Annotated in this window: 28 protein-coding genes and 1 tRNA gene; 21 read left to right on the top strand and 8 right to left on the bottom strand. The window is 68.8% G+C overall.

All coding sequences use genetic code 11. The annotated features are described in order from the left end of the window. Positions 1-15 precede the first annotated feature (15 nt). Complete coding sequence (locus tag AORI_RS73300) at positions 16-486, top strand: helix-turn-helix domain-containing protein (RefSeq protein WP_016336752.1); 471 nt, start codon at positions 16-18, stop codon at positions 484-486. Between the two features lie 68 nt (positions 487-554). Here the strand turns inward: AORI_RS73300 and AORI_RS73305 are convergent, their stop codons facing one another. Next, entirely contained in the window at positions 555-2,015 is a 1,461-nt protein-coding gene (locus AORI_RS73305) for a flavin-containing monooxygenase (RefSeq protein ID WP_016336753.1), read from the bottom strand. Positions 2,016-2,136: 121 nt separating this feature from the next. Here AORI_RS73305 and AORI_RS73310 point away from each other — a divergent pair, with 121 nt between their 5' ends. Next, positions 2,137-2,694, top strand: coding sequence for a TetR/AcrR family transcriptional regulator (locus tag AORI_RS73310; protein WP_046200038.1), 558 nt, complete (start codon positions 2,137-2,139; stop codon positions 2,692-2,694). A gap of 233 nt (positions 2,695-2,927) precedes the next feature. Continuing rightward, entirely contained in the window at positions 2,928-3,338 is a 411-nt protein-coding gene (locus AORI_RS73315) for a hypothetical protein (protein ID WP_199749982.1), read from the top strand. A gap of 3 nt (positions 3,339-3,341) precedes the next feature. On the opposite strand, the gene AORI_RS73320 is transcribed toward AORI_RS73315, so the two are convergent. Further along, positions 3,342-3,563: a DUF3618 domain-containing protein gene (locus tag AORI_RS73320; RefSeq protein WP_005165704.1), complete on the bottom strand. Its 222-nt coding sequence runs from the start codon at positions 3,561-3,563 to the stop codon at positions 3,342-3,344. A 125-nt stretch (positions 3,564-3,688) separates the two neighbouring features. Between AORI_RS73320 and AORI_RS73325 the strand changes: the two genes are divergently transcribed. The 13 genes from AORI_RS73325 to AORI_RS83960 all read left to right on the top strand — a co-directional run bounded on the left by AORI_RS73325 (position 3,689) and on the right by AORI_RS83960 (position 12,558). Beyond that, a tRNA-Leu gene (locus tag AORI_RS73325) sits at positions 3,689-3,762 on the top strand. A gap of 519 nt (positions 3,763-4,281) precedes the next feature. Continuing rightward, positions 4,282-4,446, top strand: a complete 165-nt coding sequence (locus AORI_RS83955) for a hypothetical protein (protein ID WP_167337780.1) — start codon at positions 4,282-4,284, stop codon at positions 4,444-4,446. Further along, positions 4,443-4,847 carry a hypothetical protein gene (locus AORI_RS73330; protein ID WP_016336756.1) on the top strand — a complete coding sequence of 135 codons (405 nt, stop codon included), beginning with the start codon at positions 4,443-4,445 and terminating at the stop codon, positions 4,845-4,847. The genes AORI_RS83955 and AORI_RS73330 overlap by 4 nt, the downstream gene beginning before the upstream one ends. A gap of 35 nt (positions 4,848-4,882) precedes the next feature. After that, complete coding sequence (locus tag AORI_RS73335) at positions 4,883-5,455, top strand: phage tail tube protein (protein WP_016336757.1); 573 nt, start codon at positions 4,883-4,885, stop codon at positions 5,453-5,455. Positions 5,456-5,519: 64 nt separating this feature from the next. Continuing rightward, positions 5,520-5,810, top strand: a complete 291-nt coding sequence (locus AORI_RS73340; protein WP_016336758.1) for a hypothetical protein — start codon at positions 5,520-5,522, stop codon at positions 5,808-5,810. 47 nt (positions 5,811-5,857) lie between these two features. Continuing rightward, the gene (locus tag AORI_RS73345) at positions 5,858-6,214 is read left to right on the top strand and encodes a hypothetical protein (protein WP_016336759.1); all 357 of its coding nucleotides are present in this window, start codon (positions 5,858-5,860) and stop codon (positions 6,212-6,214) included. A gap of 9 nt (positions 6,215-6,223) precedes the next feature. Further along, positions 6,224-7,096 carry a hypothetical protein gene (locus AORI_RS73350; RefSeq protein WP_016336760.1) on the top strand — a complete coding sequence of 291 codons (873 nt, stop codon included), beginning with the start codon at positions 6,224-6,226 and terminating at the stop codon, positions 7,094-7,096. 30 nt (positions 7,097-7,126) lie between these two features. Further along, positions 7,127-8,263, top strand: coding sequence for a phage tail protein (locus AORI_RS73355; protein ID WP_016336761.1), 1,137 nt, complete (start codon positions 7,127-7,129; stop codon positions 8,261-8,263). Beyond that, positions 8,260-9,135: a phage distal tail protein gene (locus AORI_RS73360; protein WP_016336762.1), complete on the top strand. Its 876-nt coding sequence runs from the start codon at positions 8,260-8,262 to the stop codon at positions 9,133-9,135. Before AORI_RS73355 ends, AORI_RS73360 begins: the two co-directional genes overlap by 4 nt. A 25-nt stretch (positions 9,136-9,160) precedes the next feature. Next, complete coding sequence (locus AORI_RS82570) at positions 9,161-10,213, top strand: hypothetical protein (protein WP_016336763.1); 1,053 nt, start codon at positions 9,161-9,163, stop codon at positions 10,211-10,213. Between the two features lie 11 nt (positions 10,214-10,224). Further along, positions 10,225-11,250 carry a hypothetical protein gene (locus AORI_RS73370; protein WP_016336764.1) on the top strand — a complete coding sequence of 342 codons (1,026 nt, stop codon included), beginning with the start codon at positions 10,225-10,227 and terminating at the stop codon, positions 11,248-11,250. Positions 11,251-11,257: 7 nt separating this feature from the next. Continuing rightward, positions 11,258-12,391: a hypothetical protein gene (locus AORI_RS73375; RefSeq protein WP_016336765.1), complete on the top strand. Its 1,134-nt coding sequence runs from the start codon at positions 11,258-11,260 to the stop codon at positions 12,389-12,391. Next, positions 12,388-12,558: a hypothetical protein gene (locus tag AORI_RS83960; protein ID WP_167337781.1), complete on the top strand. Its 171-nt coding sequence runs from the start codon at positions 12,388-12,390 to the stop codon at positions 12,556-12,558. The genes AORI_RS73375 and AORI_RS83960 overlap by 4 nt, the downstream gene beginning before the upstream one ends. Here the strand turns inward: AORI_RS83960 and AORI_RS73380 are convergent. From AORI_RS73380 to AORI_RS73400, 5 genes are read right to left on the bottom strand one after another with little or no spacing between them, the layout of a single operon-like run. Beyond that, a complete protein-coding gene (locus tag AORI_RS73380; RefSeq protein ID WP_016336766.1) occupies positions 12,540-13,139 on the bottom strand; it encodes a dihydrofolate reductase family protein in 600 nt (199 codons plus the stop codon). The two genes, AORI_RS83960 and AORI_RS73380, sit on opposite strands and share 19 nt — an antisense overlap. A 5-nt stretch (positions 13,140-13,144) precedes the next feature. Beyond that, positions 13,145-13,945 carry a metalloregulator ArsR/SmtB family transcription factor gene (locus AORI_RS73385; RefSeq protein ID WP_016336767.1) on the bottom strand — a complete coding sequence of 267 codons (801 nt, stop codon included), beginning with the start codon at positions 13,943-13,945 and terminating at the stop codon, positions 13,145-13,147. 33 nt (positions 13,946-13,978) lie between these two features. Further along, the gene (locus tag AORI_RS73390; protein WP_016336768.1) at positions 13,979-14,986 is read right to left on the bottom strand and encodes a methyltransferase; all 1,008 of its coding nucleotides are present in this window, start codon (positions 14,984-14,986) and stop codon (positions 13,979-13,981) included. Further along, positions 14,983-15,570, bottom strand: a complete 588-nt coding sequence (locus tag AORI_RS73395) for a short chain dehydrogenase (protein WP_016336769.1) — start codon at positions 15,568-15,570, stop codon at positions 14,983-14,985. The genes AORI_RS73390 and AORI_RS73395 overlap by 4 nt, the downstream gene beginning before the upstream one ends. A gap of 14 nt (positions 15,571-15,584) precedes the next feature. After that, positions 15,585-16,358 (bottom strand): aminotransferase class IV family protein, encoded by a 774-nt coding sequence (locus AORI_RS73400; RefSeq protein ID WP_016336770.1) that lies wholly within the window; start codon positions 16,356-16,358, stop codon positions 15,585-15,587. 54 nt (positions 16,359-16,412) lie between these two features. Between AORI_RS73400 and AORI_RS73405 the strand changes: the two genes are divergently transcribed. After that, on the top strand, positions 16,413-16,919 hold the full coding sequence (locus AORI_RS73405; RefSeq protein WP_016336771.1) for a DinB family protein: 507 nt from the start codon (positions 16,413-16,415) through the stop codon (positions 16,917-16,919). Here the strand turns inward: AORI_RS73405 and dnaE are convergent. Then, positions 16,894-20,403: a DNA polymerase III subunit alpha gene (gene dnaE, locus AORI_RS73410; RefSeq protein WP_016336772.1), complete on the bottom strand. Its 3,510-nt coding sequence runs from the start codon at positions 20,401-20,403 to the stop codon at positions 16,894-16,896. The genes AORI_RS73405 and dnaE overlap by 26 nt on opposite strands. A gap of 118 nt (positions 20,404-20,521) precedes the next feature. Between dnaE and AORI_RS73415 the strand changes: the two genes are divergently transcribed. Genes AORI_RS73415 through AORI_RS73430 form a run of 4 tightly spaced genes read left to right on the top strand, consistent with a single transcriptional unit; the run spans position 20,522 to position 25,125 of the window. Next, entirely contained in the window at positions 20,522-21,487 is a 966-nt protein-coding gene (locus tag AORI_RS73415; RefSeq protein WP_016336773.1) for a LysR family transcriptional regulator, read from the top strand. 4 nt (positions 21,488-21,491) lie between these two features. Continuing rightward, positions 21,492-23,822 carry a xanthine dehydrogenase family protein molybdopterin-binding subunit gene (locus AORI_RS73420; RefSeq protein ID WP_016336774.1) on the top strand — a complete coding sequence of 777 codons (2,331 nt, stop codon included), beginning with the start codon at positions 21,492-21,494 and terminating at the stop codon, positions 23,820-23,822. After that, the gene (locus AORI_RS73425; protein WP_016336775.1) at positions 23,819-24,667 is read left to right on the top strand and encodes an FAD binding domain-containing protein; all 849 of its coding nucleotides are present in this window, start codon (positions 23,819-23,821) and stop codon (positions 24,665-24,667) included. The genes AORI_RS73420 and AORI_RS73425 overlap by 4 nt, the downstream gene beginning before the upstream one ends. Then, positions 24,664-25,125 carry a (2Fe-2S)-binding protein gene (locus AORI_RS73430; RefSeq protein WP_016336776.1) on the top strand — a complete coding sequence of 154 codons (462 nt, stop codon included), beginning with the start codon at positions 24,664-24,666 and terminating at the stop codon, positions 25,123-25,125. Before AORI_RS73425 ends, AORI_RS73430 begins: the two co-directional genes overlap by 4 nt. Positions 25,126-25,134 lie beyond the last annotated feature (9 nt).

Consider the following 25,134-nt stretch of genomic DNA (forward strand, 5'->3'; position numbering starts at 1 on the left):
GGCAGGGGATGGGGAGTGCTGATCGACGCTGAGAGCTATCAGCGGATACTCGGAGACGAGCTCCGCAAGCTCCGCCGTAAACGTGGCTGGACACGCAAGGAACTGAACCAGCATCTGCAGAGCGAGATCTCGCTCCAGACGCTGGCCACCTACGAGCTGGGCACCCGCCACTGTTCCGTGGTGCGGCTGGTCGAACTGTGCGTCGCGATGGACGAGCTGCCACAGGATCTGCTGGCCAAGGTGCATCGCCGGGTGTTCGTGGACGAACCGGGCCGGGTGCGGATCGACCTGCGCCTGGTGATCAAGGACGAGCAGGAGGAACTGCTCCCCCTGCGACGGTGGGCGGACGACCGGCTCAAGAGATCGAGCGACAACGGCTCGGCCGAGGTCCATCTCGATTTCGCGGCGCTGGAACGGATGGCCGAGCTCTGCGGCATCCCCACCGTCGATCTCATCGGAAGGCTTCGCCGGCTCAACCCCTCATGAGCGCGGCATTCCCCGGTCCGTGAAGGCCATGCCCCCCATCTTGGCTTTCACGGACCCTCCCTCTTTTCTCAGCCGAGGAGTTCGTAGTCCTCGCGGCGCACCTTGCGGGTGTCGAGCCAGTACCGCCAGGTGAAACCCGGCCAGATCGTGCGGTTGACGCCCTTCGCGTCGAGGTACCAGCTCTTGCAGCCGCCCTGGGTCCAGATGCCCTTGGCGAGTTTGCGCTGGATTTCGCCGTTGAAGCGCTCCTGCGCCTCCGGCCGCGGGTCGAGCGCCTTGCCACGCGCGAGCCGCAGCGCCTGTGCGACGTACGAGATCTGCGCTTCGATCATGAAGACCACGGAGTTGTGCCCCAGCCCCGTGTTCGGGCCGAGCAGGAAGAACAGATTCGGGAACCCGGACACGGTGATGCCCTGATAGGTCCGCATCCCCTCGGTCGCCCACTCCTTGCCGAGGTTGCGCCCGTCGCGGCCGATGATCTCCAGATCGTCGAAGGCGTCGGTGACATGGAAGCCGGTGCCGTAGATGATCGCGTCGGCCTCGTGCTCGACGCCGGCGCCGTCGACGACGCTGTGCTCGCGGACCTCCTTCACACCGTCGGTGACGACGTCGACGTTGTCCCGCGCGAGCGCCGGGTAGTAGTCGTTGGAGACGAGGACCCGCTTGCAGCCCATGGTGTAGTCCGGCGTCAGCTTCCGGCGCAGCTCGGGATCCTTGACGCTCTTGAAGATGTTGCGCTTCGCGATGCGCTGGCCGATCTTCATGACCCACGGCTGCCCGTTGAAGCCGATCGCGCGGGCTTCGAGCCCCCAGTAGAGGACGTCGCGGAAGGCGCGCTGCAGCAGCGGCACCGAGCTGAACGTCTTCCGGAGCGCTTCGGGCATCTCGCGGTCCGGCTTCGGCATGATCCACGGCGGCGTCCGCTGGAAGAGCGTCAGCTCGGCGACGTCCTTCGCGATCTGGGGCACGAACTGGATCGCGCTCGCGCCGGTGCCGACCACGGCGACCCGCTTGCCGGTGAGGTCGTAGTCGTGCTCCCACTGCGCGGAGTGGAACGCGCGGCCCTTGAAGCGCTCGATGCCGGGCAGCTTCGGGATCTGCGGCAGGTGCAGCGCGCCGACCCCGGCGACCAGCGCGGGCGCGACGAACTCGTCGCCCGTCTTCGACGCGACGTGCCAGCGGTTCTCGTCGGCGTCCCAGCGGGCGCCGGTCATCTCCTGGCCGAAGCGGATGAAGCGGTGCAGGTCGTACTTCGCGGCGACGTCGCGCATGTACTGCCAGATCTCGGGCTGCGGCGAGTACGCGCGGGACCAGCCGGGGTTCTGCTCGAACGAGAACGAGTACATGTGCGAGGGGATGTCGCAGGCGCAGCCGGGGTAGGTGTTGTCGCGCCACGTGCCGCCCACGTCGTCGGCCTTCTCCAGGATGACGAAGTCCTCGCGGCCCTCTTTCCGCAGCTGAATGGCCATGCCCAGGCCGGAGAAGCCGGTTCCGACGATGACGACACCGGTCTCGGTGCGGTTGCCCATGACCCGACCTCTCATTCGCATTACCTGTTACCGGGAGTTCACCTTACTCGAAGTAGGTTACCTTCGGTAGAGTGTTGTGGTGACGACGGCGAAGCGCAAACGCATGCCACGAGCGGAGCGGATGCGGCAGATGATCGAAATCGCTGAGGAAGTCTTCGCCGATCGCGGCTACAGCGCGGCGTCGATGGACGACATCGCGGAACGCGTCGGGGTCTCCAAGCCGATGCTCTACGAGTACTTCAACTCGAAAGAGGGGCTCCTGCTCGCCTGCATCCAGCAGTCGCGGGCGGCCCTGCGCGAGGTCACCGAACGGGCGACCGTCGGCGCGACGTCCGCCGAGGACGCACTGCGGCGCGGGTTGCTCGCCTTCTTCGTCTTCATCCGGGAACGGCGGCAGGCCTGGTCACTGCTCCGCCACGAGATGGCACTGATCGGGACGGGCGCCGCCGACGAGATCGAGCAGACCCGCCGCCAGCAGACCGACCTGATCGCCGCGCTGATGAGCGACCACCTCGACCAGGCCGACGACCTGCGCGCCGAGGCGTCCGCGGAGTTCGTGGTCGGGGCGTGCGAACGGCTCGCGATCTGGTGCGAACGGCACGAGGACGTCAGCCCCGAAACGGCGACCGGATACGCGATGGACATCCTCTGGTCGGGCCTGTCGGCGAGGGCTCGCTGAAACGACTGTGAAGATGCTCGTGCATTAGGCCATTCGGTCGTCACTCAGAGCACATTGCCGCCAGTGTCTTGTGACACAGAGTTGTCCTACTGTATCGATGACACTGTAGAAAGTCTGATGGACAGTCGCGACCACCCTCAGGAGGGGGCGCCACCACCCGAAAGTGGCGTCATGACGGCGGCGTGACGAAGTCCATTGAGTGACGCATGCTCGCGAGGAGAGGGGTGAGGCGGATGACCGAACCGATCACCGCGTCGTACGTCCAAGAGGACGACGACTGGAAGGTCACGGTCAGCGGCTCCGGCAAGGAACTGACCGGTCGCGCGCCGGGCATCATCGCGGCACGGGACCGGGCCGACCAGCTGGTCGAGAAGCTGTCCCCGCCGGAACATTCGACGGTGGTACACCTGCTGAACGGCAGTGCGCTCGAGTTCACCGCCGCCTACATGACGGCGAGGCTGACTCTCCCGGAGATCGAGCCGCTCGAGGTTCCCCCGCCGTCGAACGGCAAGGCCAAGGAGAAGACCGGCGGCAAGCCCCCGGTGCCCCAGGGCAAGGAACTCCCGAAGGCCGTCGACGAGGCGAAGTCCAAGGAGAAGTCCGAGCCGGCCAAGACACCCGCCAAGGCGGCCCAGACCTCCTGAGACCTACTTCAGGAGTTTGCGGATCAGCAGGACGCCGATCAGCACAGCCCCGCCGATGAGCGGGTACTTCACCTTGGGCTCGTCCAGCTTCGCGCGCAGACCGGTCTTCGCGGAATCCACGAGCTTCGCGGGGTTCGCCTTCGTGCCCAGCTGGTCGAGCGTGGCCACCAGTGCGTTCCTGGCCTGCTCGATCTCACGCTCGATGGTCTCGGGATCGCGAGCCACGTGTCCTCCTCGCCGCGACGGACTTGCTGGTAGCCCACGTTAGAGGACGCCACCCCGCGCCGTGGCATCGGCCACGCCGAGAAACGCCGAACGTGTCGCACGCTACGATTTCAGGGCAGTACTGGGGGCCCGTAGCCCAATTGGCAGAGGCACACGGTTTAGGTCCGTGCCAGTGAGAGTTCGAGTCTCTCCGGGCCCACCCCACCGGCGCGTCGCGAGGACGCCGGTCCCGCAAACGGCCGGTCACCGTGAGTACACATGCCGGCCGATTCGTCGCCGCGATCCGATCGGCGAATACCGCAGGAGCGGGGCAGCCTTCGTGCGGTTGCCTGCGGACGATCCGATACCGCCGAACGAATTCGTAAACGACACTCAGAATCCGATGATTTTTTCGTTCGATCTCCCGGGATACCCCATCAGTCGTTATGGTCGAGCCGGTTGAGCCGGACGCCGATCTGCGTATACTCGGCTGCGAGCGCTGATAAAGCCGACTCTGATACAGCCTGCGGCACCATGGGGTTTTCCTTTTAATACCAAGACATTCCGGGGGCAACGTGTACCCGCTCGACGGTTGACGCGTCGGCGCGCGGTCCATTGTGGACTGTGGCGCTTCCTTTCACCAGTACCTCTCTTCCGGGTTCACCGAACTCGCCATACGCACGTGCGGAATTATTCCGGCGCGCGTTTCGCTGCCCATCAGCGCATTTCCAGGAGAGTCATGCCCAGAATTCGCCTTACCTATTGGTGGGACGGCCACGCGCCCGGCGACGTGGTCGATGTCGAAGACCAGGTCGCGGTCACGTTGATCGGCCGGATCGCGGTGCGCGCGGAGGACGACGGCGGCGATCCCGCGGCCGAGCGGTCCGAGACGAGCGAGGCGTGACCGGTCCGATCGTCTTCCCCGACGTCGAGCGGCTGGTCGTCGACTCGATCAAGAACCGCGCGGAACTCGCCGGGATCGTCGTGGACAACAAGCCGCCGCCCGGATTCGACGGCACCCGGAAGACGGTGCTGGTCTCGCGCGTCGGCGGCGCGTGGATCGACGACCAGTACCTCGACCAGCCGTTGATCGACCTGGAGTGCTACGGCCCCGACAAGACGGCCGCGCACGGGGTGTCGCTGCTCGCGAGGGCCGCGGTCCTCACGCTGCGCGAAGTCGGTTACGGCGGCGCCCGGGTGGTCGACGTCGCCGAGATGGACGGGCCGCGCTGGCTGCCCGACTACCACCACGCGGCGGCCAGCCGCTATCTGGCCACGGTGCGGCTGCTCGTCCGGCCGGCCTGACCGTTCACGATTCCCCAAGCAAGGAGTAAGCGCAGATGGCTGGTTCCAACGCCAAGGAGATCCGGGTCGCCGGCAGCGGCCGCGTCCTCGTCGCCCCGCTGGGCACCGCGGCTCCCGCGGACACCACCGCGGCGTGGGGCGCCGACTGGAAGGACCTCGGCTACACCACCACCGACGGGGTCAAGGTGGCCAAAAAGGACAAGCTCGACCCGATCGACACGTGGCAGAGCGTCAGCCCCGCCCGGTTCGTCTACTCCGACCGCGACCTGACCTTCAAGTTCCAGATGCTGCAGCTCAACGAGGACACGATCCCGTTCTTCTTCGGCGGCGGCACGGTCGCGCAGGTCGGGACGTCGGGTGTCTACAAGTACGAGATGGCCGCCGAGCCCAAGTTCGACGAGCGCATGCTCGGCGTGGAGTTCACCGACGGCAACGACGTGAAGTACCGCCTCGTCGTCGCGCGGGGACAGGTCACCGAGACCGAGGAGATGGCGCTGGTTCGCACCGCTCCGCTGAAGCTCGGCGTCACCTACACGGCGCTGGCTGTCGACGAGAAGGCGCCGCTGGTCACCTTCCTGATGAAGGACCCGGCGTACGCCGCCGTCTGACCACTCCTCCGGGGGCGCGGACCTCGCGGCCGCGCCCCCTGCCCCGCACCGAAAGGACACAGCCATGACCCGCTTCAACGTCAACGCCGCTCGAGCCCAGCGCCTCGAGGCGGACGGCGCTGACTGGGAGTTCGAACTGGACGACGAGGTCTTCCGGCTGCCCCGCGAGTTCCCTCGTGCCATGGCCAAGCAGCTGAGCCAGATCGACGACAACGACATCGACGGCCTGCTCGAAGTGCTGCTCGGCGAGGAGCAGTACGAGCGCTTCAACAAGCACACGGTGACCGTGCAGGACGTCGCCGCGCTGCTGGAGGCCTACGGCAAGGAGACGGGTCTGCCGCTGGGGGAAGGCTGAGCCTCGGCACGCTCGTCGAAGAGCATGCCGAGGCCCTCGAGGCCGACTTGCTGCGGTACTACAACGTGGATCTGCTCGACTGGTACCGGGAGAAGCTGTCGTCCCGGCGGCTGAAGGTGCTCATCGAACACCTGCCGCGGGATTCGTCCTTCGCGAAGTCGCTGCACGGCGAGGAAGCGGAGTGGCACCTGAGCGACCACTTGCTGGCCGCGGTGGTGGATCACCTGGCGGTGTCGAACTGGATGTTCGCCACGGTCAACCGCGACGAGGACGCCGAGGAAATCCCTTACCCACAAGCGATTCCACGTCCAGGGCCCGAAGCTGCCGACGAGGAATCACCTGAGGCGGAACCCGAAAGCACGGACGCGGGCGAGATCCTCGCTTTCTTCCGCAGCACCGGTTAGGAGACGGACGTGACCATGCCGCCCATCGGGGGCTACTACCCGACCGGTCCCGGCCCTGGCCCGATGACGCCTGAGCAGAGCGAGGCGATGGCCAAGCAGCTCGTCGCCGCGTTCAAGGTCGCGTTCCCGGATCCGGCCGTGCTCCATAAGGGCGAGATCACGGTGATCAAGAACGAGCTCAACGCCCTCAACGCCGCGGTCAACGGCATCAAGGGCGAGTTCAACATCGTCAGTGCCCAGACCGACCTCGTGAGATTGGAGAGCAAGCCGCTCTTCGATCTCCAGGAGTACCTCGCGGGCAAGAAAGGCGAAAAGCCCGAACAGCTCAAGGCAGCGGCCGCCGCCGCTCAGAAGAAGGCCGATGACGCCTATCAGCTCACCCAGAAATCGCTCCGCAGAGCCAACCAGATCGATTCCGCACTACAGCGAGCCGTCACCGGCCGAGTCATCCCGTTGGGGGCACAGGTAACCAAGCTCGACCTCGCGATACAACAAGTCACTAACCAGGTCCATCCGTTACGGACAGAGGTGGCCAAGCTCGGCACCGCGATACAACAAGCGGTCGCCAACAAGGTCAAGCCGTTCGAACAACGCATCACGACGGCCGCACGTGACGCGACGGCGGCCTTGCAAGGGGTCCGGCGTGTCGGCACTGATCTCGACACCGCACGCAAGGCGCTCAACAGGCGCGTCACCAAGCTGGAAACCCAGAAGAGCGGCCAGGGCAAGAGCTCAGCGGGCGCCGACGCGGCCGCGCTCAGGCGTGAGGGCGATCGGACCCGCCGGGCTTTGCGTGACCTCACCGCCGCGATGCGCGGCACAGGCCCTGGATCCCAGCAGTTCAAACGGCAGATCGAAGCGATCGAGAAGTCGCTCCGCTGACCACCACGCAGACGAAGGAAGCCAGCCAGCATGAGAAATGCCTTGGTACAGGCCACGGGCGCGGTCGGCCGGTTCCGCGCGGCGCTGACGCAGGCCAGTGGGGCGGGCGGCCGGTTCCGTACGGCCACGAGCCAGAGCACCACCCAGGTCCGCCAGCTCAAGACCGCGGCCGACCAGGCGGCCAGGTCCGTGCAGCAGGCCGGGCGGCAGGCGGCGTCCGGTGGCGGGTTCTTCTCCCGGTTCAGCCAGGGGCTGCGCACCGCGACCACCGCCCAAAGAGGACTCAACGCCGCGATGAAGGCCAACGTCCTCGGTTTCCTGCTCAGTCTGTTGCTGCCGCTGGTCTCCAAGATCGTCGACATGGCCATGCAGTCGCAGCGCGTGCGACAAGTCGTGTCCGCCGCCTTCCGGATAATCGGCCAGGTCGTCGGCGCGGTGATGGACTTCATCCGCAAGATCATCAGCGCCGTGTGGCCCTGGATCGAGACCTACGTCCGCACGTACATCACCGTCGTCATGACGGTGATCCGGACCGTCATGAACGTCATCCAGACGGTCATCTCCACCGTGTGGAACGTGATCTCCACGATCTTCCGCACGGCCATGAACGTGATCAGCACGGTCGTCTCCGGTGCCTGGAACGGCATCAAGAACGTGATCATGCCGGTCATCACCTGGATCGGCGAGGCCATCCCGGCCGTGTGGAACCGGGTGACCGGCGCGTTGCGCGCGGCGTGGGACGGGCTGGCCGGTTTCGCGCGTGCCGCGTTCGAAGCGGTGCTCGGCGCGGTCAAGGCCCCGATCAACGCGATCATCGGTCTGGTCAACATGGCGATCCGGGGCCTCAACAGCGTCAAAGTCACCATCCCGGACTGGGTGCCGTTCGTCGGCGGCAAGACGTTCGGCATCAACCTGCCGCAGATCCCGCAGCTGGCCGAGGGCGGTATCGCCACGCCGGTGCCGGGCGGGCGGCTGGTGAACGTCGCCGAGGCCGGGCACGCCGAGGCGATCATCCCGCTGTCGCAGCTGCCGCGGCTGCTCGACCTGACGAACAAACGCCGCGACGAAAAGCCGGTCACGGTGAACATCCACCCGAGGGCACGCCAGTCCGAGTACGAGATCGGCCGGATCGCCGCGCGCGAGCTGGCCTGGGCGGGGAAGCGATGACCGCGATGCGGGCCCCCGGAACCGTTCTGCAGCAACCGGTTTTCACGGTCGACGGCTGGGCGGGCAACACCGTCGACGCCGAGGGCGTGGAGTGGTGGGTGACGAAGGAGGAGGGCTGGGCCTCCTCGCCCGCCGTCCGGCTGACACTGACCGATCGGCCGGAGCGGGACGGCGCTTTCGACGCGCCGTCCTATCGCTCGCCGAGGGTGATCACGCTGGAGGGCACCGCGGTCGCGCCGGACCGGATCAGCAAGGAACGCGCCAAGGACCGGCTCGCCGCCGTGCTCAACGACGGCTCCCGGCTGTTCCCGCTCGTGGTGACCGAGCCGCACGTGGTGCGCCGGGCGATGGTGCGGCTTTCCGGCGAGTCGAAGATCCTGGACAAGAAGGCCGGCGCGTTCGAGTTCTCTGTGCAGGTCACCGCGCCGGACCCGTTGCGTTACTCCGCCGAACTTCGCGTCGCGACCTGTCCGCTGCCCAGTGCCGCGGGCGGGCTGAAGTTCCCGCTGACCTTCCCGCTGGACTTCGGCACCGGCGCCACCGGCGGCAGGCTTTCGCTGGAGAACACCGGCACGGTGGCGGCCTGGCCGACGTGGAAGATCGGCGGCCCGTGCGCCGACCCGGTGATCATCAACACCCAGACCGGCGAGGAGCTCGCCTTCCAGATCCAGCTGGCCGCGGGCGAGGTGCTCGTCGTCGACACCGACGCGCGAACCGTGCTGCTGCAAGGCCTCGCGTCGCGCCGCTCGGTGATGCTGCCCCATTCACGCTGGTTCCCGCTCGGCCGTGGCGGGATCGACATCGCGTTCCGGGCCGCCGCCTACGACCCGGCCACGCGGCTGACCGCCGAATGGCGCGACGCATGGAGCTGACCATCCCGAGACTAGGAGCCCGCTGATGCCCGAGCGCGATTCCGCCTGGCTGTCCGGTGGCGTCGTCGACGCCGAGGACGCCCGGCTCGCCACCGGTTCCCTCGTGGCCGCCGGGGGTTCCCCGGTGCAGAGCCGCACCGGGCTGCGGCCGGCGGCGAGCGCGGGCCGGGTCGCCCCGACCAGCCCGCCGTCCGGCAAGGTCCAGGTCAACCCGTTCCAGGCGGTCATCCAGGGCACCCGTTCACCCGTCGCGGGCTCGTACCTGGTGACCCTCGATCAGGCCAAGACCATCGACGTGCTCGGCGCCGTGCCCGCCCACGCGACCTACACCCGGTACGACCTGATCGTCGCGCGCCAGACCGACGCCCAGTACGGCGACACCACGTCGGCGATGACGGTGAGCCTGGTCGCGGGAACGCCCGCGCAGACGCCGGTGGAGCCCACGGTGGCCGGTGACGTCATCGTGCTGGCCAGGATCACTGTGCCCGCCAACGCGACCACGATCGGCTCGGCGCAGCTGCTGGACCGGCGCGTCTTCACCAGCTCCGTCGGCGGTGTCGTACCCGTCCACGGTGAGGTGAACCGGCCCGCGGTGCCTTACGTCGGTCAGCTGGCGTACCGGCAGGACCTCCGGGTGCTCGAGGCCTACGAGGGCACGGCGTGGAAACCCGCGGTGGCGAACTCGCTGGCGATCTACGGACCCAACGACGCGGGCTGGCCGCAAGGCGGCGACACGGTGGGCGGCAACCGCCTCGTGTTCAACCGGCTGACCATCCCCGCCGTGTACTTCCCGCGACGGTTGCTGATCACGGCGATCGCCTTCTACGACACCTCCGGCGCGGCCGACCGGTACGACATCACCTTGCAGGCCAACGGAACCACGGTCGGCCTGACCGTGGTCAACACCCCGATCGGCGCCGGGATGGCCACCGGTTCAGTCACCGGGATCGCCAGTCAGCCCGCCGACACGGTCGTCACCGTCGAGCTGGGCATCCAGCGCTTCGACGGGGACGGTTCGGCCCATGTCGGCTGGGGCCATCCCTACGACTCCATCAACGTTCTCGCGATCCCCAGCTAGGAGACGAAACCATGCCAGAACGCGACTCCGGCTGGGTCGGCGGCGCCGTGGTCGACGCCGAGGACGCCCGGCTGGCCACCGCGGCCCTCGCCGCGCCCGGCAGGACCCCGGCCCAGTCCCGCACCGGCGTGCGGCCCGCCCCCGGCGACCCCGGCGTGGTCCGCGCGACCTCGACGCCGTCGGGAAACGTGACCGTGCAACCGTTCCAGGCCGTCATCCAGGGCACGCGGCACGCCGCCGCGGGCGCCTACCTTGCGACCCTGGACGAGCAGAAGACGCTTGACGTGCTGAAGGTGCCCGCGCACGGCTCGTACAACCGGCACGACCTCGTCGTCGCCCGGCAGACCGACGCGCAGTACGGCGACGCGACGTCGAAGTTCGTCGTCGAGGTCGTCGCGGGTACGGCCGCGTCGCAGCCGGCCGACCCCGTGGTGACCGGCGATGTGCTCAAACTCGCCAGGATCACGGTGCGCGCCAACACTTCGGCCGTGACCGGAGGCGACATCACCGACCTGCGGCCGTACACCTGCGCGGTGGGCGGGATCCTGCCGGTGCGCAACGCGAGCGAGCGTCCCCTCGACGCCTACCCCGGCCTGTACGTGCATCGCGCCGACACCGGCAGGCTCGAGTTCTGGACCGGCACCGCGTGGAAGTCGCTGCTGGTGGAAGACGACACGGGGTGGCAGGTCGTGCCCGTGGTCGCCGGCTGGACGGCGGGAAGACCAGGTGACAACCAGGACGCCACCGTGGTCCACGTACGCAGGATCGGCCCCACGGTGTACGTACGGGGCGCGGTCACGCGCCAGAACACCCCGGCCGGACACGGCACGGTGATCCTGACGATGCCGCAGGCCTACCAGCCGCAGTACGCCCACCGCTGGGCCGGGAACACCTGGAGCGGCCACCACGTCGGCTCGCACCAGTTCCTCGACCTGAGTATCGAGAAGAACGGTGACCTGGCCATGTGGACCGACAGCAGCGTCGCGGTGCCCGTCGACGAGACCGTCATGCTGCACACGTCCTACCTGCTGGGCTGATCCGGCGATGGCGAACCGGAACAACGCCCGCTATCGGTACATCGTGGCCGATCTGCGGACCGGCCAGGTGCACGCGGAACTGCCGCTGCGCGACGTGTCGTTCAGCTCGGCGCTCAACGACGCGGGCGAATTCCAGGGGCAGCTCGTGCTCGGCGATCCCCGGATCGCCGTGCGCGAGCCCGAATTCGTGACCAGGCCCGCGCAAACGGCGCTGTACGTCGAGCGCGACGGCGTGCTCGTCTGGGGCGGGATCATCTGGACGAGCAAGTACTCGTCGGCGGGCCGCGCGATCGAGATCGGCGCGGCCGGATTCCTGTCCTATTTCGACCACCGCCGGGTGCTGCCGAAGGACTTCGCTCCGTCGAGCGGCACCCTGGCCGGCATCGAGGTCACGTACACGAACATCGACCAGACCGAGATCGCCCGCAACCTGGTCGCCACCGCGCAAGGTCATCCGCGCGGCAACATCCGGATCCAATCCGACCCGTCCGTCACGTCCGGGATCAAGCGGACGATCGGTTATCCGGGCCGTGAGCTCAAATCCGTCGGCGACGCGCTGCGCGAACTGTCCAATTTGGAGGGTGGCCCGGACTTCGCGTTCGACGTCGTCTACGGCGAGGGCGGCCACGCCGTGCGCCGGCTGCGGGTCGGCACACCGGAACTGGGCCAGCAGGGCACGCCTCATGTGTGGGAGTTCGGCGGCAACCTCATCGAGTACTCGTGGCCACGCGACGGGTCTTCGATGGCGACCCGGGTGTTCGCCCTCGGCGACGAGAACGAAGCGGGCCAGCAGGTCGGCATCGCGCAGGACAACTCGGCCGCGCGCCTGTTGCTGGAGACCGAGGTGTCGCTCGTGAACTTGAGCGACCCGGAGCTGCTCCGTTCGCAGGCCCGCTCGGCGCTGACCGCCGCGGCCGATCCGGTCGTGCTGCCCGAGCTGGTCGTCCGGGGCGATCTGGATCCGGTGCTCGGCTCGTACGCCGTCGGCGATCAGGCGCTCATCGTGGTGCGCGACGACTTCTTCCCGCTCGGCACCCAGTTCCGGGTCCGGATCGTCGGGCTCGAAGTGACACCGGGCGACGACGCGGGCGAAGAACAGGTGCAGCTCACCGTGTCACCGATCAGCGGAGGACCAGCATGACCCGAGTGAACCAGCCCGACTCGCTGCTCACCGAGCTGCGCGACATCAAGCGGCGGCTTCGCGCCCTGGAGACCAGGAGCGCCGCGCTCCCGCCCGCCCCCGCCGAGGCGGCGCCGCCGGAACCACTCGGCGACGACCTCCCGGCGGATCAGCGCACCCGGTCGTAGACCAGCGCCATCTCGCCCAGCTCTCCGACCTCCTGATAAGCCAGCGCCCACTTCGACGCGGGCAGGCCGTCGGCGAACAGCCGCTGTCCGCCGCCGGTGATCTCCGGGCAGATCATCAGGTACAGCCGGTCGATCAGGTCGTCCGCGAGCAGGGCCTTGATGACGCTGGCGCTGCTGTTGACCAGGATGTCGCCTTCCCCGTTCGCCTTGAGGTCGGCGATGACCTCGCCGGCCGGGGCGTTCACGACGCGGGCGCGATCCCAGGGCGCTTCGGTCAAAGTCGTCGAGAAGACCACCTTTTCCGCGTCCGTGAGCCATTTCGCGTAGGCGCGGTCGCGGGGGTCGGCGTTCTCGTCGGCGGCGATAGTCGGCCAGAAGCCCAGGAAGCCCTCGGCGTTCAGCCTGCCGAGCACCGCGGTGGTCGCCGTTTCGTGGATGCGGGCGAGGTGGGCGCGGGCGACGTCGGTGGTGGCGTACGAGACGATCGCGCCCAGGTCGCCAGGGCCGCCGGGGCCGCTGTAGTGGCCGTCGAGGGTGAGGCTGATGTTGGCGGTGACGCGGCGGGCGGTGTGGTTCGTCATGTCGTTCAGTCCTTTTCCTGAGTCAGCGTGGTCGCGAGGTTGTCGAGCACCTGGCCCCAGCCGGTTTCGATACCGGCGATGAAGGGGACGGCCCCGACGGTGGTTTCGGTGATGCGCAGGTCGAGCTGGAGCCGGGTCCCGCCCGGCGCCTCGGTGAACTTCAGGTCGTAGTGACCGGTGAAGAAGGTGTCGCCCTCGGCGGTCAGCACCGAGAGGTCGAATTCGAGGTGTCCGGGTTCGGCCGCGGCGCGGACCTTCCCCGCGGACCGGTAGCGCCCTTCGGCGTCGCGGTAGTCGAGCACGGCCCGGCCACCGGCCCACGGCTCGATGACGCAGTCGGTGACGGTCATCGAGGGCGGCACCCACCAGGACGCGAGCAGCGCGGGTTCGGTCCAGTGCCGCCAGACGTCGTCCCGCGGCGCGGTGAGCAGACGGTCGAACGAGAACGCCCGTCCGTCCGCCCACCGGTCTTGCTTCGCGGCCTCGGTGTCGGCACCGATCGCGGCCTGATAGCGCGCGAGGACGTCTCGCTCGCCCGCGTTCGCCTCGATGGTCGTGATCAGCGTCCGCAGCCGTCCTTCGAGGTCCTTCAGCGGACCCGCTTCGACCGCGTAGACCCGACGCTGCCCGAGCGGGAACACCGTCACGAGCCCGGCGCGGGCGAGGGTCTGCAGGTGCTTGGTGGTCTGCGGTTGCCGCAGGCCGGTCAGCTCGGCGAGCTCACCGACGGACCGGGGCCGCTCGGCGAGAAGCTCGACGAGGCGCCACCTCGCTCCGTCTCCCAGTGCTGCTGCGATCTGCTCCATGCCGAGAAGTATTCACTTGGCAGAATATTCTTGTCAAGGAATATCTTCGCGATGGAACTCCAGCAGGCTGCGCTGCTCGGTCAGGGTGGTGACGGAGTCGAAGACCAGGCCGTGCGCGGCGGCGAGTTCGCGGAGCTCGTCGAGACGCCGCTCGCGGCCGCCGTAGAGCACGAGCATGACCAGGTCCCACTCGGTCTGGGCCCCGAGTCCGCCGACCGCCTCGATGACGAGGACCCGGCTTCCGGCACCGGCCGCCTCGGCACATCGGGCCAAGATGCGATGAGCGTGCTCGTCGTCCCAGTCGTGGAGGATGTCGGACAGCAGATAGGCGTCGGCCCCGGCCGGGAGCGGGTCGAAGAAGCTCCCCGCGCTCACCTCGACCCGGTCTCCGAGCCCCTGCTCGCGCAGCTCCGCTTCGGCGGCGGCCGCGGTGGGCGCGAGATCGACGAGGTGGCCACGCATCGACGGGTTGGCCTTCAGGATCGCGGCGAGCAGGCTGCCGTGACCCCCGCCGACGTCGACGAGCGTGCCGAAGCGGGACCAGTCGAACCCGGTGACGAATCGCGGCACCTGCGTCAGATACCGCTGGGTCATCTGCCGGTCGAACGTCTCCCGGAGATGGGGGTTCTCGGAGAGATCGGCCCAGAAGTCCTTGCCGTAGCGGCGAACGTAGCCCGCCTCGCCGGTGGCGATGCTGTGCGCGAGCTCGACGAACGCCAGTTCGCCCCGCCCGCCGGCGGCGTTGATGTCCAGGAGTCCGGCGAGGCCGTTTCCCGCGTCGGCGCGGAGTTTCGCGCCGTACTCGGTGGTGCGGTAGCCGGTCGACGTCCGTTCGAGAACGCCGAGCGTGGTCAGATGCCCCAGCAGCAGATCGAGCGCGAGCGGGGATTGGCCGAGTTCCGCCGCCAGGTCGCCGGCGGCCGCGCCGTCGCCGGACAACCGGTCCGGCAGCCCCAGCGTCACCGCGACGCGCAGCGCCATCGGCGTCGCCAGCCCGGCCAGCCGGAGGAATTCCTGTCTGTCCTTGTCATGGGTGGTCACGGGGTCAACGTCCGTCCGTTGAGATCCGCGTTCTCCACGCTCTCGACGTAGCTGCGCGCGACGTCGGCCGCCGGGGTGCCGCCTTCCGGTTCACCGAGCGCCGCCAGCGTCTCACGCACCCAGCCGGGGCTGACGGCGTTGACGCGGAGCCCGCGAGGCAGTTCGCGGGCCGCCGCGGCGACGAAGGCTTCGAGACCGGCGTTGGTCAGGACACCGAAAGCACCGCCGCGCAACGTTTCCGGGATCCGGCCCGCGGTCAGCGTGACCGACCCGCCGTCCGGCAGATGCGGGATCGCATGCCGCAGCAGGAACACCTGCCCGAGCAGTTTCCCTTGCAGGCCTTGCGTGAACTCTTCGTCGCTGCCGCCGTCGACCGGGACCAGCGAGCCGCTCCCCGCGCAACACACGACGTGCTCGATACCCGGCTCGGCGGCGAAGAGCGCGTCGAGCGTGGCGGGCTGCTCGACGTCCACTCCGACCTCGCCGGAGCGGGACGCGGCGAGCACCGTGTGCCCGCGCGCGGTGAGGGCCGACGAGACCGCGGCCCCGATCGTCCCGGTGGCACCGACCACGAGGATCTTCATCGATTTCTTCCCTTTCAAGGTCGTACGAGAGGTTCTGTTTCGTAAGCCCGGTGCAGTGTCCCGACGAACGACGGCGCCTCCGGCAGCGGCGCCGGGCCGATCCGGCGCACCGTGATCCCCGGCGTCCACGAGTTCATGACCACCGCGCCGCCGAGCCCCGGCAGGTCGGCGAGCGTGACCTCCTGGAGTCGTTGCGGCACACCGAGCCCCTCCAGACGTCGCTGGACGATGCCCATCGTCGTTCCCCGCAGCAGAGCGGCTTCGGGCCACACCACCGTATCGCCGTCCCAGAAGGCGAGGTTCCAGATCGTCGCCTCGCTCAACCTGCCCTGACGGTCGGCGAACGCCGCGTCGTCGAACCCTTCGGCGACGGCCTGCCGTCGGAAGTACGTCTTCGCCGTCTCGCCCGTTTGCTTGATGGCGGGGAGGAAGCGTTCGTGCTCGACGGCGGTCAGCGCCAGCGGCCCGGCCGGACCCGAAGCCGGGGGCCGGGTGCGCACCAGGACTTCGAGGTCACCCGGCAGGTGGATCGTCACGGTGAGGGAGACGTCGGCGGGCCCGGACTTCAGCGCCTCGCGTACGTACGAGCGGATCCGATCCTCCGGCAGGGCCTCGCCGAACAGCTCCAGCGAAGCACTCCGCAGCCGGTCCAGGTGCAGGTCGAGACCGCGGACCCGGCCGTCACGCACCTGCATGGCCGTGAAGTGCGCGAAGCCGGTGAAGGCGAGGGGTGCCAGGTCTTCGGCGGTCGCCGCCCGGCCGTTCCGTTGCGCGACATAGGGGCTCATGCCCGCACCGTAAACCGGTTGCGACCGCGGTGTCCCGAAGGGAGGATCCGGCGCGTGTCCGTATCGCGTTCGGAGCTGTCCCGCTGGCAGTTCGATCTGACCTGGTCGTTGTTCGAGTACCACCTGGCCGATCTGGAGCCGAGAGACTTCCTCTGGGAACCCGCGGCCCTCTGCTGGACGATCCGGCCGGACGGCACCCCCGACTGGGCCGACGCCGAACCCGATCCCGTCCCGGTCCCCACGATCGCCTGGCTCACCTGGCATATCGGCTGGTGGTGGAGCGTCGCACTGGACCACGCGAACGGGCGGACTCCCCGCGCGCGCACGGAAATCACCTGGCCCGGCGCGGAAACCGTCGTCGCCTGGCTCGGCGGCCTCCGCGAGGAATGGCTGGCCGTGCTGGACCGCTCGACCGACGCCGACCTCGACGCGCCCTCCGCGTACCCGTTCGGCGAGGAAGCCGGGCTGACCTTCGCCCACACCGTCGCCTGGGTGAACGCCGAACTGATGAAGAACGTGTCGGAGATCGGGCAGCTCAGGATGCAGCGGCGCGCGGCGTGATGCCGGGAATGGACTTCAGCTCACCCAGCAGCGTCGAGCTGACGGCGACAGGGTAGTCGTCGAGCGCGTACCACGTCTCGGCGAGCTTCACCCGGACCGGCGTCCGTCCTTTGTGTACCAGCAGAGTCCGCTTCAGTTCGAGGACCGCGTCCTCGGTCAGCCGCTCGGCGGTCGCGTGCAGGGTCAGCGGTGGTTCCCCCGCGGAAAGGTCGAGCGGTACGAGTCCGCCGCCGAACACGGACATCCTGTCCTCCCGCCAGTTCACCCGGCCGCTGACGCGGACGGCGTTGTCCTCGGCCAGATCCGCGGCGAAAAGCGCGTACGCCTTGGGAAAGAACAGCACTTCGAGCGCGGCGTCCAGATCCTCGATCGTGCAGATCGCCCACGGCTCGCCCTTCTTGTTCACCCGCCGTTCCAGCGACGTGATGAGCCCGGCGACGACCAGTTCCCCCTCCCTCGGCGGATGGTCGAGGATCGCCGCGATCGGCCGGGGCGCGTGCGCGCGCAGGACGTGCTCCGCCCCGTCGAGCGGATGCGCCGACACGTAGAGCCCGAGCATTTCCCGTTCGTGGGCCAGCAGTTCCTTGCGCGGCCACTCCTCGACGCCGTACTTGAGATGCGCGAGCGGCGAGGTGTCCTCCTCGCGTTCCTCACCGGACCCGAAGAGGTCGAACTGCCCCATGGCCTGCTTGCGCTTCAGCGGCACCACGGCGTCCACCGCGTCCTCGTGCACCCGCACGACCGAGAGCCGCGTGTGCCCGAGCGAGTCGAACGCGCCCGCCTTGGCCAGTGATTCGATGACGCGTTTGTTGCAGGCCAGCAGTTCCGACTTGTCGAGGAAGTCGGTGAACGACGCGTACTTCCCCTTCTCCCGCCGGGTCTTGATGATCGAGTCGACGACGTTCGCGCCGACGTTGCGCACCGCGCCCAGCCCGAACCGGATCGCGTCGCCCACCGCGGCGAACCTGAGCCCCGATTCGTTGACGTCCGGCGGCAGCACCTCGATCCCCAGCCGACGGCATTCCGAGAGGTAGACCGCCGACTTGTCCTTGTTGTCCCCCACCGAAGTCAGCAGGCCCGCCATGTACTCGGCCGGGTAGTTCGCCTTCAGGTACGCGGTCCAATAGCCGACCAGGCCGTAACCGGCGGCGTGTGACTTGTTGAACGCGTACCCGGCGAACGGCAGGATCGCGTCCCAGAGCGCACGCACGGCCGCGAGGGAGAAACCGTTGACGAGCATGCCGTCGCGGAACCCTTCGAACTCCTTCTCCAGCACCTCTTTCTTCTTCTTGCCCATCGCCTTGCGCAGCACGTCGGCGCGGCCCATGGAATAGCCGGCGACGTCGCGCGCGATCCGCATGATCTGTTCCTGGTACACGATCAGGCCGTGGGTCTCGGCCAGGATCTCGCGCAGCGGCTCGGCCAGTTCGGGATGAATCGACTCGATCGGCTGCCTGCCGTTCTTGCGGTCCGCGTAGTTGTTGTGCGTGTTCATCGCGATGGGCCCCGGCCGGTACAGCGCGTTCACCGCGATGATGTCGCCGAAACCGGTCGGCCCCATGCGGCGCAGCAGATCCCGCATCGCCCCGCCGTCGAGCTGGAAGACGCCGAGACTGTCGCCGCGGGCGAGCAGTGCGTAGGTCGCCGGATCGTCCACGCCGAGCGTGTCGAGGTCGATGTCCTCGCCGCGGTTGGCCTTGATGTTGTCGAGCGCGTCACCGATGACGGTGAGGTTCCGCAGGCCGAGGAAGTCCATCTTCAGCAGGCCGATGGCCTCACACGACGGGTAGTCCCAGCCGGTGATGACCGCGCCGTCGTCCCGGCGCCACAACGGGATCGCGTCGAGCAGCGGTTCGCTCGACATGATGACGGCGCAGGCGTGCACACCCGCGTTGCGGATCAGCCCTTCGAGGCCCCGCGCGGTCTCGAAGATCTTGGCCGCCTCGCCGTCGCTTTCCAGCAGCGCCCGGACCTCCGCCGCTTCGGCGTACCGCTCGTGGTCCGGCTCGACGATCCCGGCGAGCGGGATGTCCTTCGCCGCGACAGGCGGCGGGAGCGTCTTCGAGATCCGGTCCGCGATCGCGTACCCGGTCTGTCCATAGTGGACGCGGGCGGCGTCCTTGATGGCCGCCTTCGTCTTGATGGTGCCGAAGGTGATCACCTGGGCGACGTGCTCGGCGCCGTACTTGTCGGTGGCGTACCGGATCATCTCGCCGCGCCGCCGGTCGTCGAAGTCCATGTCGATGTCGGGCATGGAGACCCGTTCGGGGTTGAGGAACCGTTCGAAGAGCAGGCCGAGGTCGATCGGGTCCAGGTTCGTGATGCCGAGCGCGTACGCCACGAGCGAGCCGGCCGCCGAACCGCGGCCGGGACCGACTCGGATGCCGACGCGGCGGGCGTGGTTCATCAGGTCGGCGGTGATCAGGAAGTACGCCGGGAAACCCTTGTCGGCGATCACGCCGATCTCGAAGTCGGCACGGGCGAGATAGGCCTCGGGGACGCCGTCCGGCAGACGGCGGCGGAGCCCGGCCGCGACCTCCTCCCGCAGCCAGGATTCCTCATCGTGTCCTTCGGGGACTTCGAAGACCGGCATCCGGTCGACGTGCCGGTAGACGTCGTCGTAAGGCTCGACCCGTTCGGCGACGAGCAGCGTGGAATCCGCCGCGCCCGGAACCTCCTTGTCCCAGTACTCCCGCATCTCCTGCGCGGACTTGAGGTAGTAGCCGTCGCCGTCGAATTTGAACCGGCCGGGGTCGTCGAGCGTCTTGCCGGACTGGACGCACAGCAGTGCCGAATGCGCCGGGGCCTGATCCCGGGTGACGTAGTGCGAATCGTTGGTGGCCAGGGGTTTCAGGTCCAGCCTGCGCCCGATGTCCAGCAGCCCGTCCCGCACGGAACGCTCGATCGGGAGACCGTGGTCCATCAGTTCGAGGAAGAAGCCGTCCGCGCCGAAGATGTCGCGATAGTCCGAAGCCGCCTGGATCGCCTCGTCCGGCTGGCCGAGCCGGAGCCTGGTCTGCACCTCGCCGGACGGGCAGCCGGTGGTGGCGATGACGCCTTCGTGGTGCCGGGCGAGGAGTTCGCGATCCATCCGGGGCTTGCGGTAGTAGCCCTCCAAACTGGCCAGCGAGGACAGCTTGAACAGGTTCCTCAGCCCGGTCGCGTTCTCCGCGAGCATGGTCATATGTGTGTAGGCGCCGCCGCCGGAGACGTCGCCGCCGTCGCCACGTCGCCCCCAGAACACCGGTTTCTTGTGGAAACGCGACTCGGGCGCGAGGTAGGCCTCGATGCCGATCACCGGCTTGAGCCCGGCCCGGACGGACTGCCGGTAGAACTCGTCCGCGCCGTACATGTTGCCGTGGTCGGTCATGCCCACGGCGGGCATCCCGAGCCGCCGGGCCTCGGCGAACAGCGGCGCGATCTTGGCGGCGCCGTCGAGCATCGAGTACTCGGTATGAACGTGCAGGTGCACGAAGGAGTCCACCGGTCACTCCCCACGGTTGTACGATTCCGGTCCGACGCGGCGATTGGACCGGTGCGGGGCCGGTGTAGTCCAACAAGCGACACGCGATCGGTGACAACCAGAGGTTGTAGGGAGCACAGTGGACTTGGATCTGGGCGCGGTGCGCGCGTTCGTCGCGGTGGCCGAGGACCGGTACTTCAGCGAGGCCGCGATCCGGCTGGACATGAGCCAGCAGGCGGTCTCCAAACGCGTCGCCAAGCTCGAGACCGATCTCGGTGTGCGGCTGCTGTCGCGAACACGCGGAGGCGCCGAGCCGACCGAAGACGGCGAGGAGTTCCTCAAACACGCCCGGGCGCTGATCAGCCTCGCCGACCAAGCCGTCGAGCGTCTTCAGGGCAGACGGCGTCCCCTGCGCGTCGACGTCCTCGGCACGCGGCTGGCGACCATGGAGGTCATCCGGGCGTTCCACGCCGGCCACGACGACGAACTGGAACTCGTCACGCCCGGGCTGGGCGCGGTGCGCCGGTCCGTGCTGCCCGAGTCCGTCGATGCCGCCTTCGCGCGCGTCAGCACCGCGCCTGCCCCGGGGATCGGCCGCACGCCCGCCTATCTGGAACCGGCGAATCTGCTGGTCGGGCGGCGGCACCCGCTCGCACGGCGGCGACGGGTGGCGATGGCGGAACTCGAAGGACTGACGGCCTGGATGCCCTACAACGCGCGGGCCAGCGAGTGGGCGGAGTTCTGGGCGGAGCTGTGCCCGGCGTTCGGCATCCTGGTCGACACCGACGGCCCGAACTTCGGGCTCGAACATCACATCGAGGTGCTCAGCGGGTCGAAGGACCGGCTGGGCTTCGTCGGCGCGAAGATGCACGTGCCCTGGCATCCGGACGTCGTCCAGATCCCGCTCGTCGATCCGACGCCGGTGTACCCGTTTTCGCTGCTGTGGCGGCACGAGAACCGGCATCCCACGCTGCCGCGGCTGATCGAGCACGTCCGCTCCACGTACCGGCCCTTCGATCCGGAGCGGCAGTGGCTCCCGGTGTCCGATCGGGAGGCCATGACCCGTGTGCACGATGCGCGAGGGGCCCTCGGTACGGAAAAGTGAGGCCATGGGGCTGATCGGCGCGAGCGTGACCCGGCAGGAGGACGTCCGCCTGCTGACCGGGCGGGCGCGGTACATCGACGACGTACGGCTGCCGGGGATGCTGGAGGCGGCCGTCCTCCGCAGTCCCCTGCCGCACGCGCGGATCCTGCGCGTCGACACCACGGCGGCGGAAGCCCATCCCGGCGTGTTCGCGGTGATCACCGGCGAGGACGTCCGGGCGCTCACGAAGACACCTCAACCGGTGATCTGGGCGAACCTGCCGGACATGCGGACGCCGGAGACCCACGCCCTGGCCATCGGCAAGGTGCGCTACCACGGCCAAGGCGTCGCGGCCGTCGCGGCGAAGGACCGGGCGACCGCCGAAGACGCGCTGGAACTGATCGAAGTCGAGTACGAGGAACTCCCGGCCGCCGGCACGCTCGAACAGGCGCTGGCGGACGACGCGCCGAAGCTCTACGAGGACTGGCCGGACAACATCGCCGGCACCGGGACCATCCCGATGGGTGACGTGGCCACCGCGTTCGCCGAGGCCGACGTCGTGCTCACCGAGTCGTTCCGGTTCGCCCGCCAGATGGGCACGCCGATCGAAACGCGCGGCGTGGTGGCGACCTGGGACCCGTTCACCGACCGGCTCGACGTCTGGCTCGCCACGCAGGCGCCCAACCTCGCGCGCGAACTGTTCGGCGAGGTCTTCGGGCTCCCGATGGACCGGATCCGCGTGCGCACGCCCGACGTCGGCGGCGGCTTCGGGAACAAGTTCGACTTCTACGCCGAGGAAGTCGTCGCGGCGATCCTCTCGCGGCGCACCGGGAAACCGGTCAAGCTCATCGAGGACCGCGCGGAGAGCTTCGTCGCCAACGCGCACTCTCGCGAGCAGAAGATCGACGTCGAACTCGCGGCCAAGGCCGACGGCACGATCACCGGCCTGCGCGCCACCGTGTACGGCGTCCTCGGCGGCGTGCTCGGGACCGTCGGCGCCAGCCCGTGCTGGACGACGACCGCGCTCCTGACCGGGCCGTACGCCATCCCGAACGCGGAACTCACCCTCGTCGCCGTGATGACGAACCGGTCGCCGTACGGATCGTTTCGCGGTTACGGGCTGCCGAAGGCGAACTTCGTGCACGAACACCTGGTGGAGCAGCTGGCGAAACGGCTCGGCATGGACGCGCACGCGGTGCGGCGCAAGAACTTCATCCCACCGGAAGCGTTCCCGTACCAGGGCCCGGTGTTCGTCTACGACAGCGGCCGCTACGAGGACTGCCTCGATCTTTGCCTGAAGGCCGTCGAAGACGCGGGCTGGGCGGAACGTCGCGGAGACGGTGTCGGTATCGGATACGCGTTCCACAACGAACTGACCGGGTTCGGGCCGAGCAGGATCATCAACCTCGCCGGATTGGGGCATTCCGGATTCGACGAGGAGGTCGTGCGGGTCGACTCGACCGGCCATGTCACCGTCCATACGGGACTGTCCGCCATCGGGCAGGGCATCCACACGACGCTGGCGCAGGTGGCCGCGCATACCCTCGGCGTCCCGCTCGACCACGTCACCGTGCTCTCCGGGGACACCCAAAGCTGCCCGTACACCGGTTACGGCACGGCGGCGAGCCGCGGGGCGGCCGTCGGTGGTGCGGCCGTGCTGAACGCGTCGACCCGGCTGCGGGCGAAGATCCTGCGGGTGGCCGGGCACATCCTGGAGGCCTCGCCCGACGATCTGTCCATTCAGGACGGTGTCGTCTCGGTGAACGGCGTACCCGGCAGGGAAGTCACCCTCGCCGCGATCGGCGACGCGGCGTACCGGCGGCTGAACGGCGTCTGGCCCGAGGACGAGACGCCGACGCTGGAGGAACGCGAGGTCTACGACCCGGTCAACGTCGCGACCTCGTTCGGCTGCACCGCCGTCCTCGCCGAAGTCGACAAGGAGACCGGCGTCGTGACACTGCTGGACTACCTGATCGCGCACGACTGCGGCACCGTCATCAACCCGAAGATCGTGGACGGGCAACTGCACGGCGGCGCGGCGCAGGCGATCGGCGGGGCGCTGTACGAGGAACTGGTCTACGGCGCCGACGGGCGGATGGAGACCACGTCGTTCACCGGGTACCTGCTGCCGACCGCGACCGAGATCCCGCCGTTCTCCGTCTCGCATATGTCGACTCCCGCCGAGCACGTTCCCGGCGGGTTCAAGGGGATGGGCGAAGCGGGCGTGATCGGCGGCGGCGCGGCGATCGCGCACGCCGTCGAGGACGCGCTGCGCGAATACGACGTGGACATCACCTCGCTGCCGATCACGCCGCCACGGCTGCTGGCCGCGCTGAAGCGGGGAGCGGGCCGGTGAAGGCCGCGCCGTTCGAGTACTTGCGGGCTTCGTCGCTCGACGAGGCCATCGAAGCGCTGGGTACTCCGGACGCGCGTGTGCTGGCGGGCGGACAGAGTCTCGTGCCGTTGCTGAACCTGCGTCAGGCGCGGCCCTCGCTGGTGGTCGACATCAACCGGCTCGATGAACTTTCCTTCCTGCGCAAGGAGAACGGACGGCTGGAGATCGGCGCGCTCACCCGGCACCGCTCGGTCGAGACGTCCGCCGTCGTCCGGTCCGAAGTCCCCCTGCTCGCCGAAGCGCTCGGCCACGTGGGACACGTGGCCATCCGGAACCGGGGCACCATCGGCGGCAGTCTCGCGCACGCCGATCCGGCCGCGGAACTGCCCGCGGTGATGGTCGCGCTCGACGCCGATTTCGCGGTCCACGGTGCTTCCGGGGAACGGATCGTCGCGGCACGGGATTTCTTCCTCGGCCCGCATCGGACGGCGCTGGGCCGCGGCGAGCTCCTGACGCGGATCTCGGTGCCGTCGCATCGAGGCGGCTGGGCCGTCGAAGAACTGAGCAGGCGGAGTCGCGATCTCGCACTGGTCGCTGTCTTCGCGACCGTGACGATGGCGGGTGAGGTCTGCGAATCCGTGCGGATCGCCGTCGCCGGCGCCGGTCCGACACCGATCCGGGCCACCGCCGCCGAAGAGTCGCTCACCGGCGGCCCGATGACCGGCGACGCGATCGCTCTCGCCGCGGACCTCGCGGCCACCGCGACCGATCCACCCGGCGATCTCCACGCTCCAGCCGATTACCGGCGCGAGATGGCCGCGGTACTCACCCGGCGGGCGCTCGCGCGAGCCAAGGAGGACGCATGATCACGGTCACCCTGACGGTGAACGGCGGGACCTACCGCGCCGACTGCGAACCACGGCGGACGCTGGCCGATTTCCTGCGCCACGACCTGGGTTTCACCGGGGTGCACGTCGGCTGCGAACACGGCGTCTGCGGCTCGTGCACGATCACCCTCGACGGGGCGAGCGCGCGTGCGTGCTGCCTGCTGGCGGCGCAGGTGGACGGCTCGGAGATCGTGACGGTCGAGGGGCTGGCATCGGACGGCGAACTGCATCCGCTGCAGGAGTCGTTCCGGAAGCATCACGGGCTGCAGTGCGGCTTCTGCACGCCGGGGATGCTGGCGACGGCGGCGGAACTGCTGAAGGAGAATCCGGACCCGACGGACACCGAGATCCGGCAGGCGATCTCGGGGAATCTGTGCCGGTGCACGGGATACCAGTTCATCGTGGACGCCGTCCGTGACGCGGCCCCTGGCCGGTGACGGGCCCGG

The organism is Amycolatopsis keratiniphila, assembly GCF_000400635.2.
Lineage (GTDB): Bacteria > Actinomycetota > Actinomycetes > Mycobacteriales > Pseudonocardiaceae > Amycolatopsis > Amycolatopsis keratiniphila.

Coding starts and splice junctions, on each gene's coding strand:
- AORI_RS73305 (WP_016336753.1), bottom strand. CDS start 2,015: ATGGGCAACCGCACCGAGACCGGTGTCGTCATCGTCGGAACCGGCTTC.
- AORI_RS73310 (WP_046200038.1), top strand. CDS start 2,137: ATGCGGCAGATGATCGAAATCGCTGAGGAAGTCTTCGCCGATCGCGGC.
- AORI_RS73315 (WP_199749982.1), top strand. CDS start 2,928: ATGACCGAACCGATCACCGCGTCGTACGTCCAAGAGGACGACGACTGG.
- AORI_RS83955 (WP_167337780.1), top strand. CDS start 4,282: ATGCCCAGAATTCGCCTTACCTATTGGTGGGACGGCCACGCGCCCGGC.
- AORI_RS73335 (WP_016336757.1), top strand. CDS start 4,883: ATGGCTGGTTCCAACGCCAAGGAGATCCGGGTCGCCGGCAGCGGCCGC.
- AORI_RS73340 (WP_016336758.1), top strand. CDS start 5,520: ATGACCCGCTTCAACGTCAACGCCGCTCGAGCCCAGCGCCTCGAGGCG.
- AORI_RS73355 (WP_016336761.1), top strand. CDS start 7,127: ATGAGAAATGCCTTGGTACAGGCCACGGGCGCGGTCGGCCGGTTCCGC.
- AORI_RS73360 (WP_016336762.1), top strand. CDS start 8,260: ATGACCGCGATGCGGGCCCCCGGAACCGTTCTGCAGCAACCGGTTTTC.
- AORI_RS82570 (WP_016336763.1), top strand. CDS start 9,161: ATGCCCGAGCGCGATTCCGCCTGGCTGTCCGGTGGCGTCGTCGACGCC.
- AORI_RS73370 (WP_016336764.1), top strand. CDS start 10,225: ATGCCAGAACGCGACTCCGGCTGGGTCGGCGGCGCCGTGGTCGACGCC.
- AORI_RS73375 (WP_016336765.1), top strand. CDS start 11,258: ATGGCGAACCGGAACAACGCCCGCTATCGGTACATCGTGGCCGATCTG.
- AORI_RS83960 (WP_167337781.1), top strand. CDS start 12,388: ATGACCCGAGTGAACCAGCCCGACTCGCTGCTCACCGAGCTGCGCGAC.
- AORI_RS73380 (WP_016336766.1), bottom strand. CDS start 13,139: ATGACGAACCACACCGCCCGCCGCGTCACCGCCAACATCAGCCTCACC.
- AORI_RS73385 (WP_016336767.1), bottom strand. CDS start 13,945: ATGGAGCAGATCGCAGCAGCACTGGGAGACGGAGCGAGGTGGCGCCTC.
- AORI_RS73395 (WP_016336769.1), bottom strand. CDS start 15,570: ATGAAGATCCTCGTGGTCGGTGCCACCGGGACGATCGGGGCCGCGGTC.
- AORI_RS73400 (WP_016336770.1), bottom strand. CDS start 16,358: ATGAGCCCCTATGTCGCGCAACGGAACGGCCGGGCGGCGACCGCCGAA.
- AORI_RS73420 (WP_016336774.1), top strand. CDS start 21,492: ATGGGGCTGATCGGCGCGAGCGTGACCCGGCAGGAGGACGTCCGCCTG.
- AORI_RS73430 (WP_016336776.1), top strand. CDS start 24,664: ATGATCACGGTCACCCTGACGGTGAACGGCGGGACCTACCGCGCCGAC.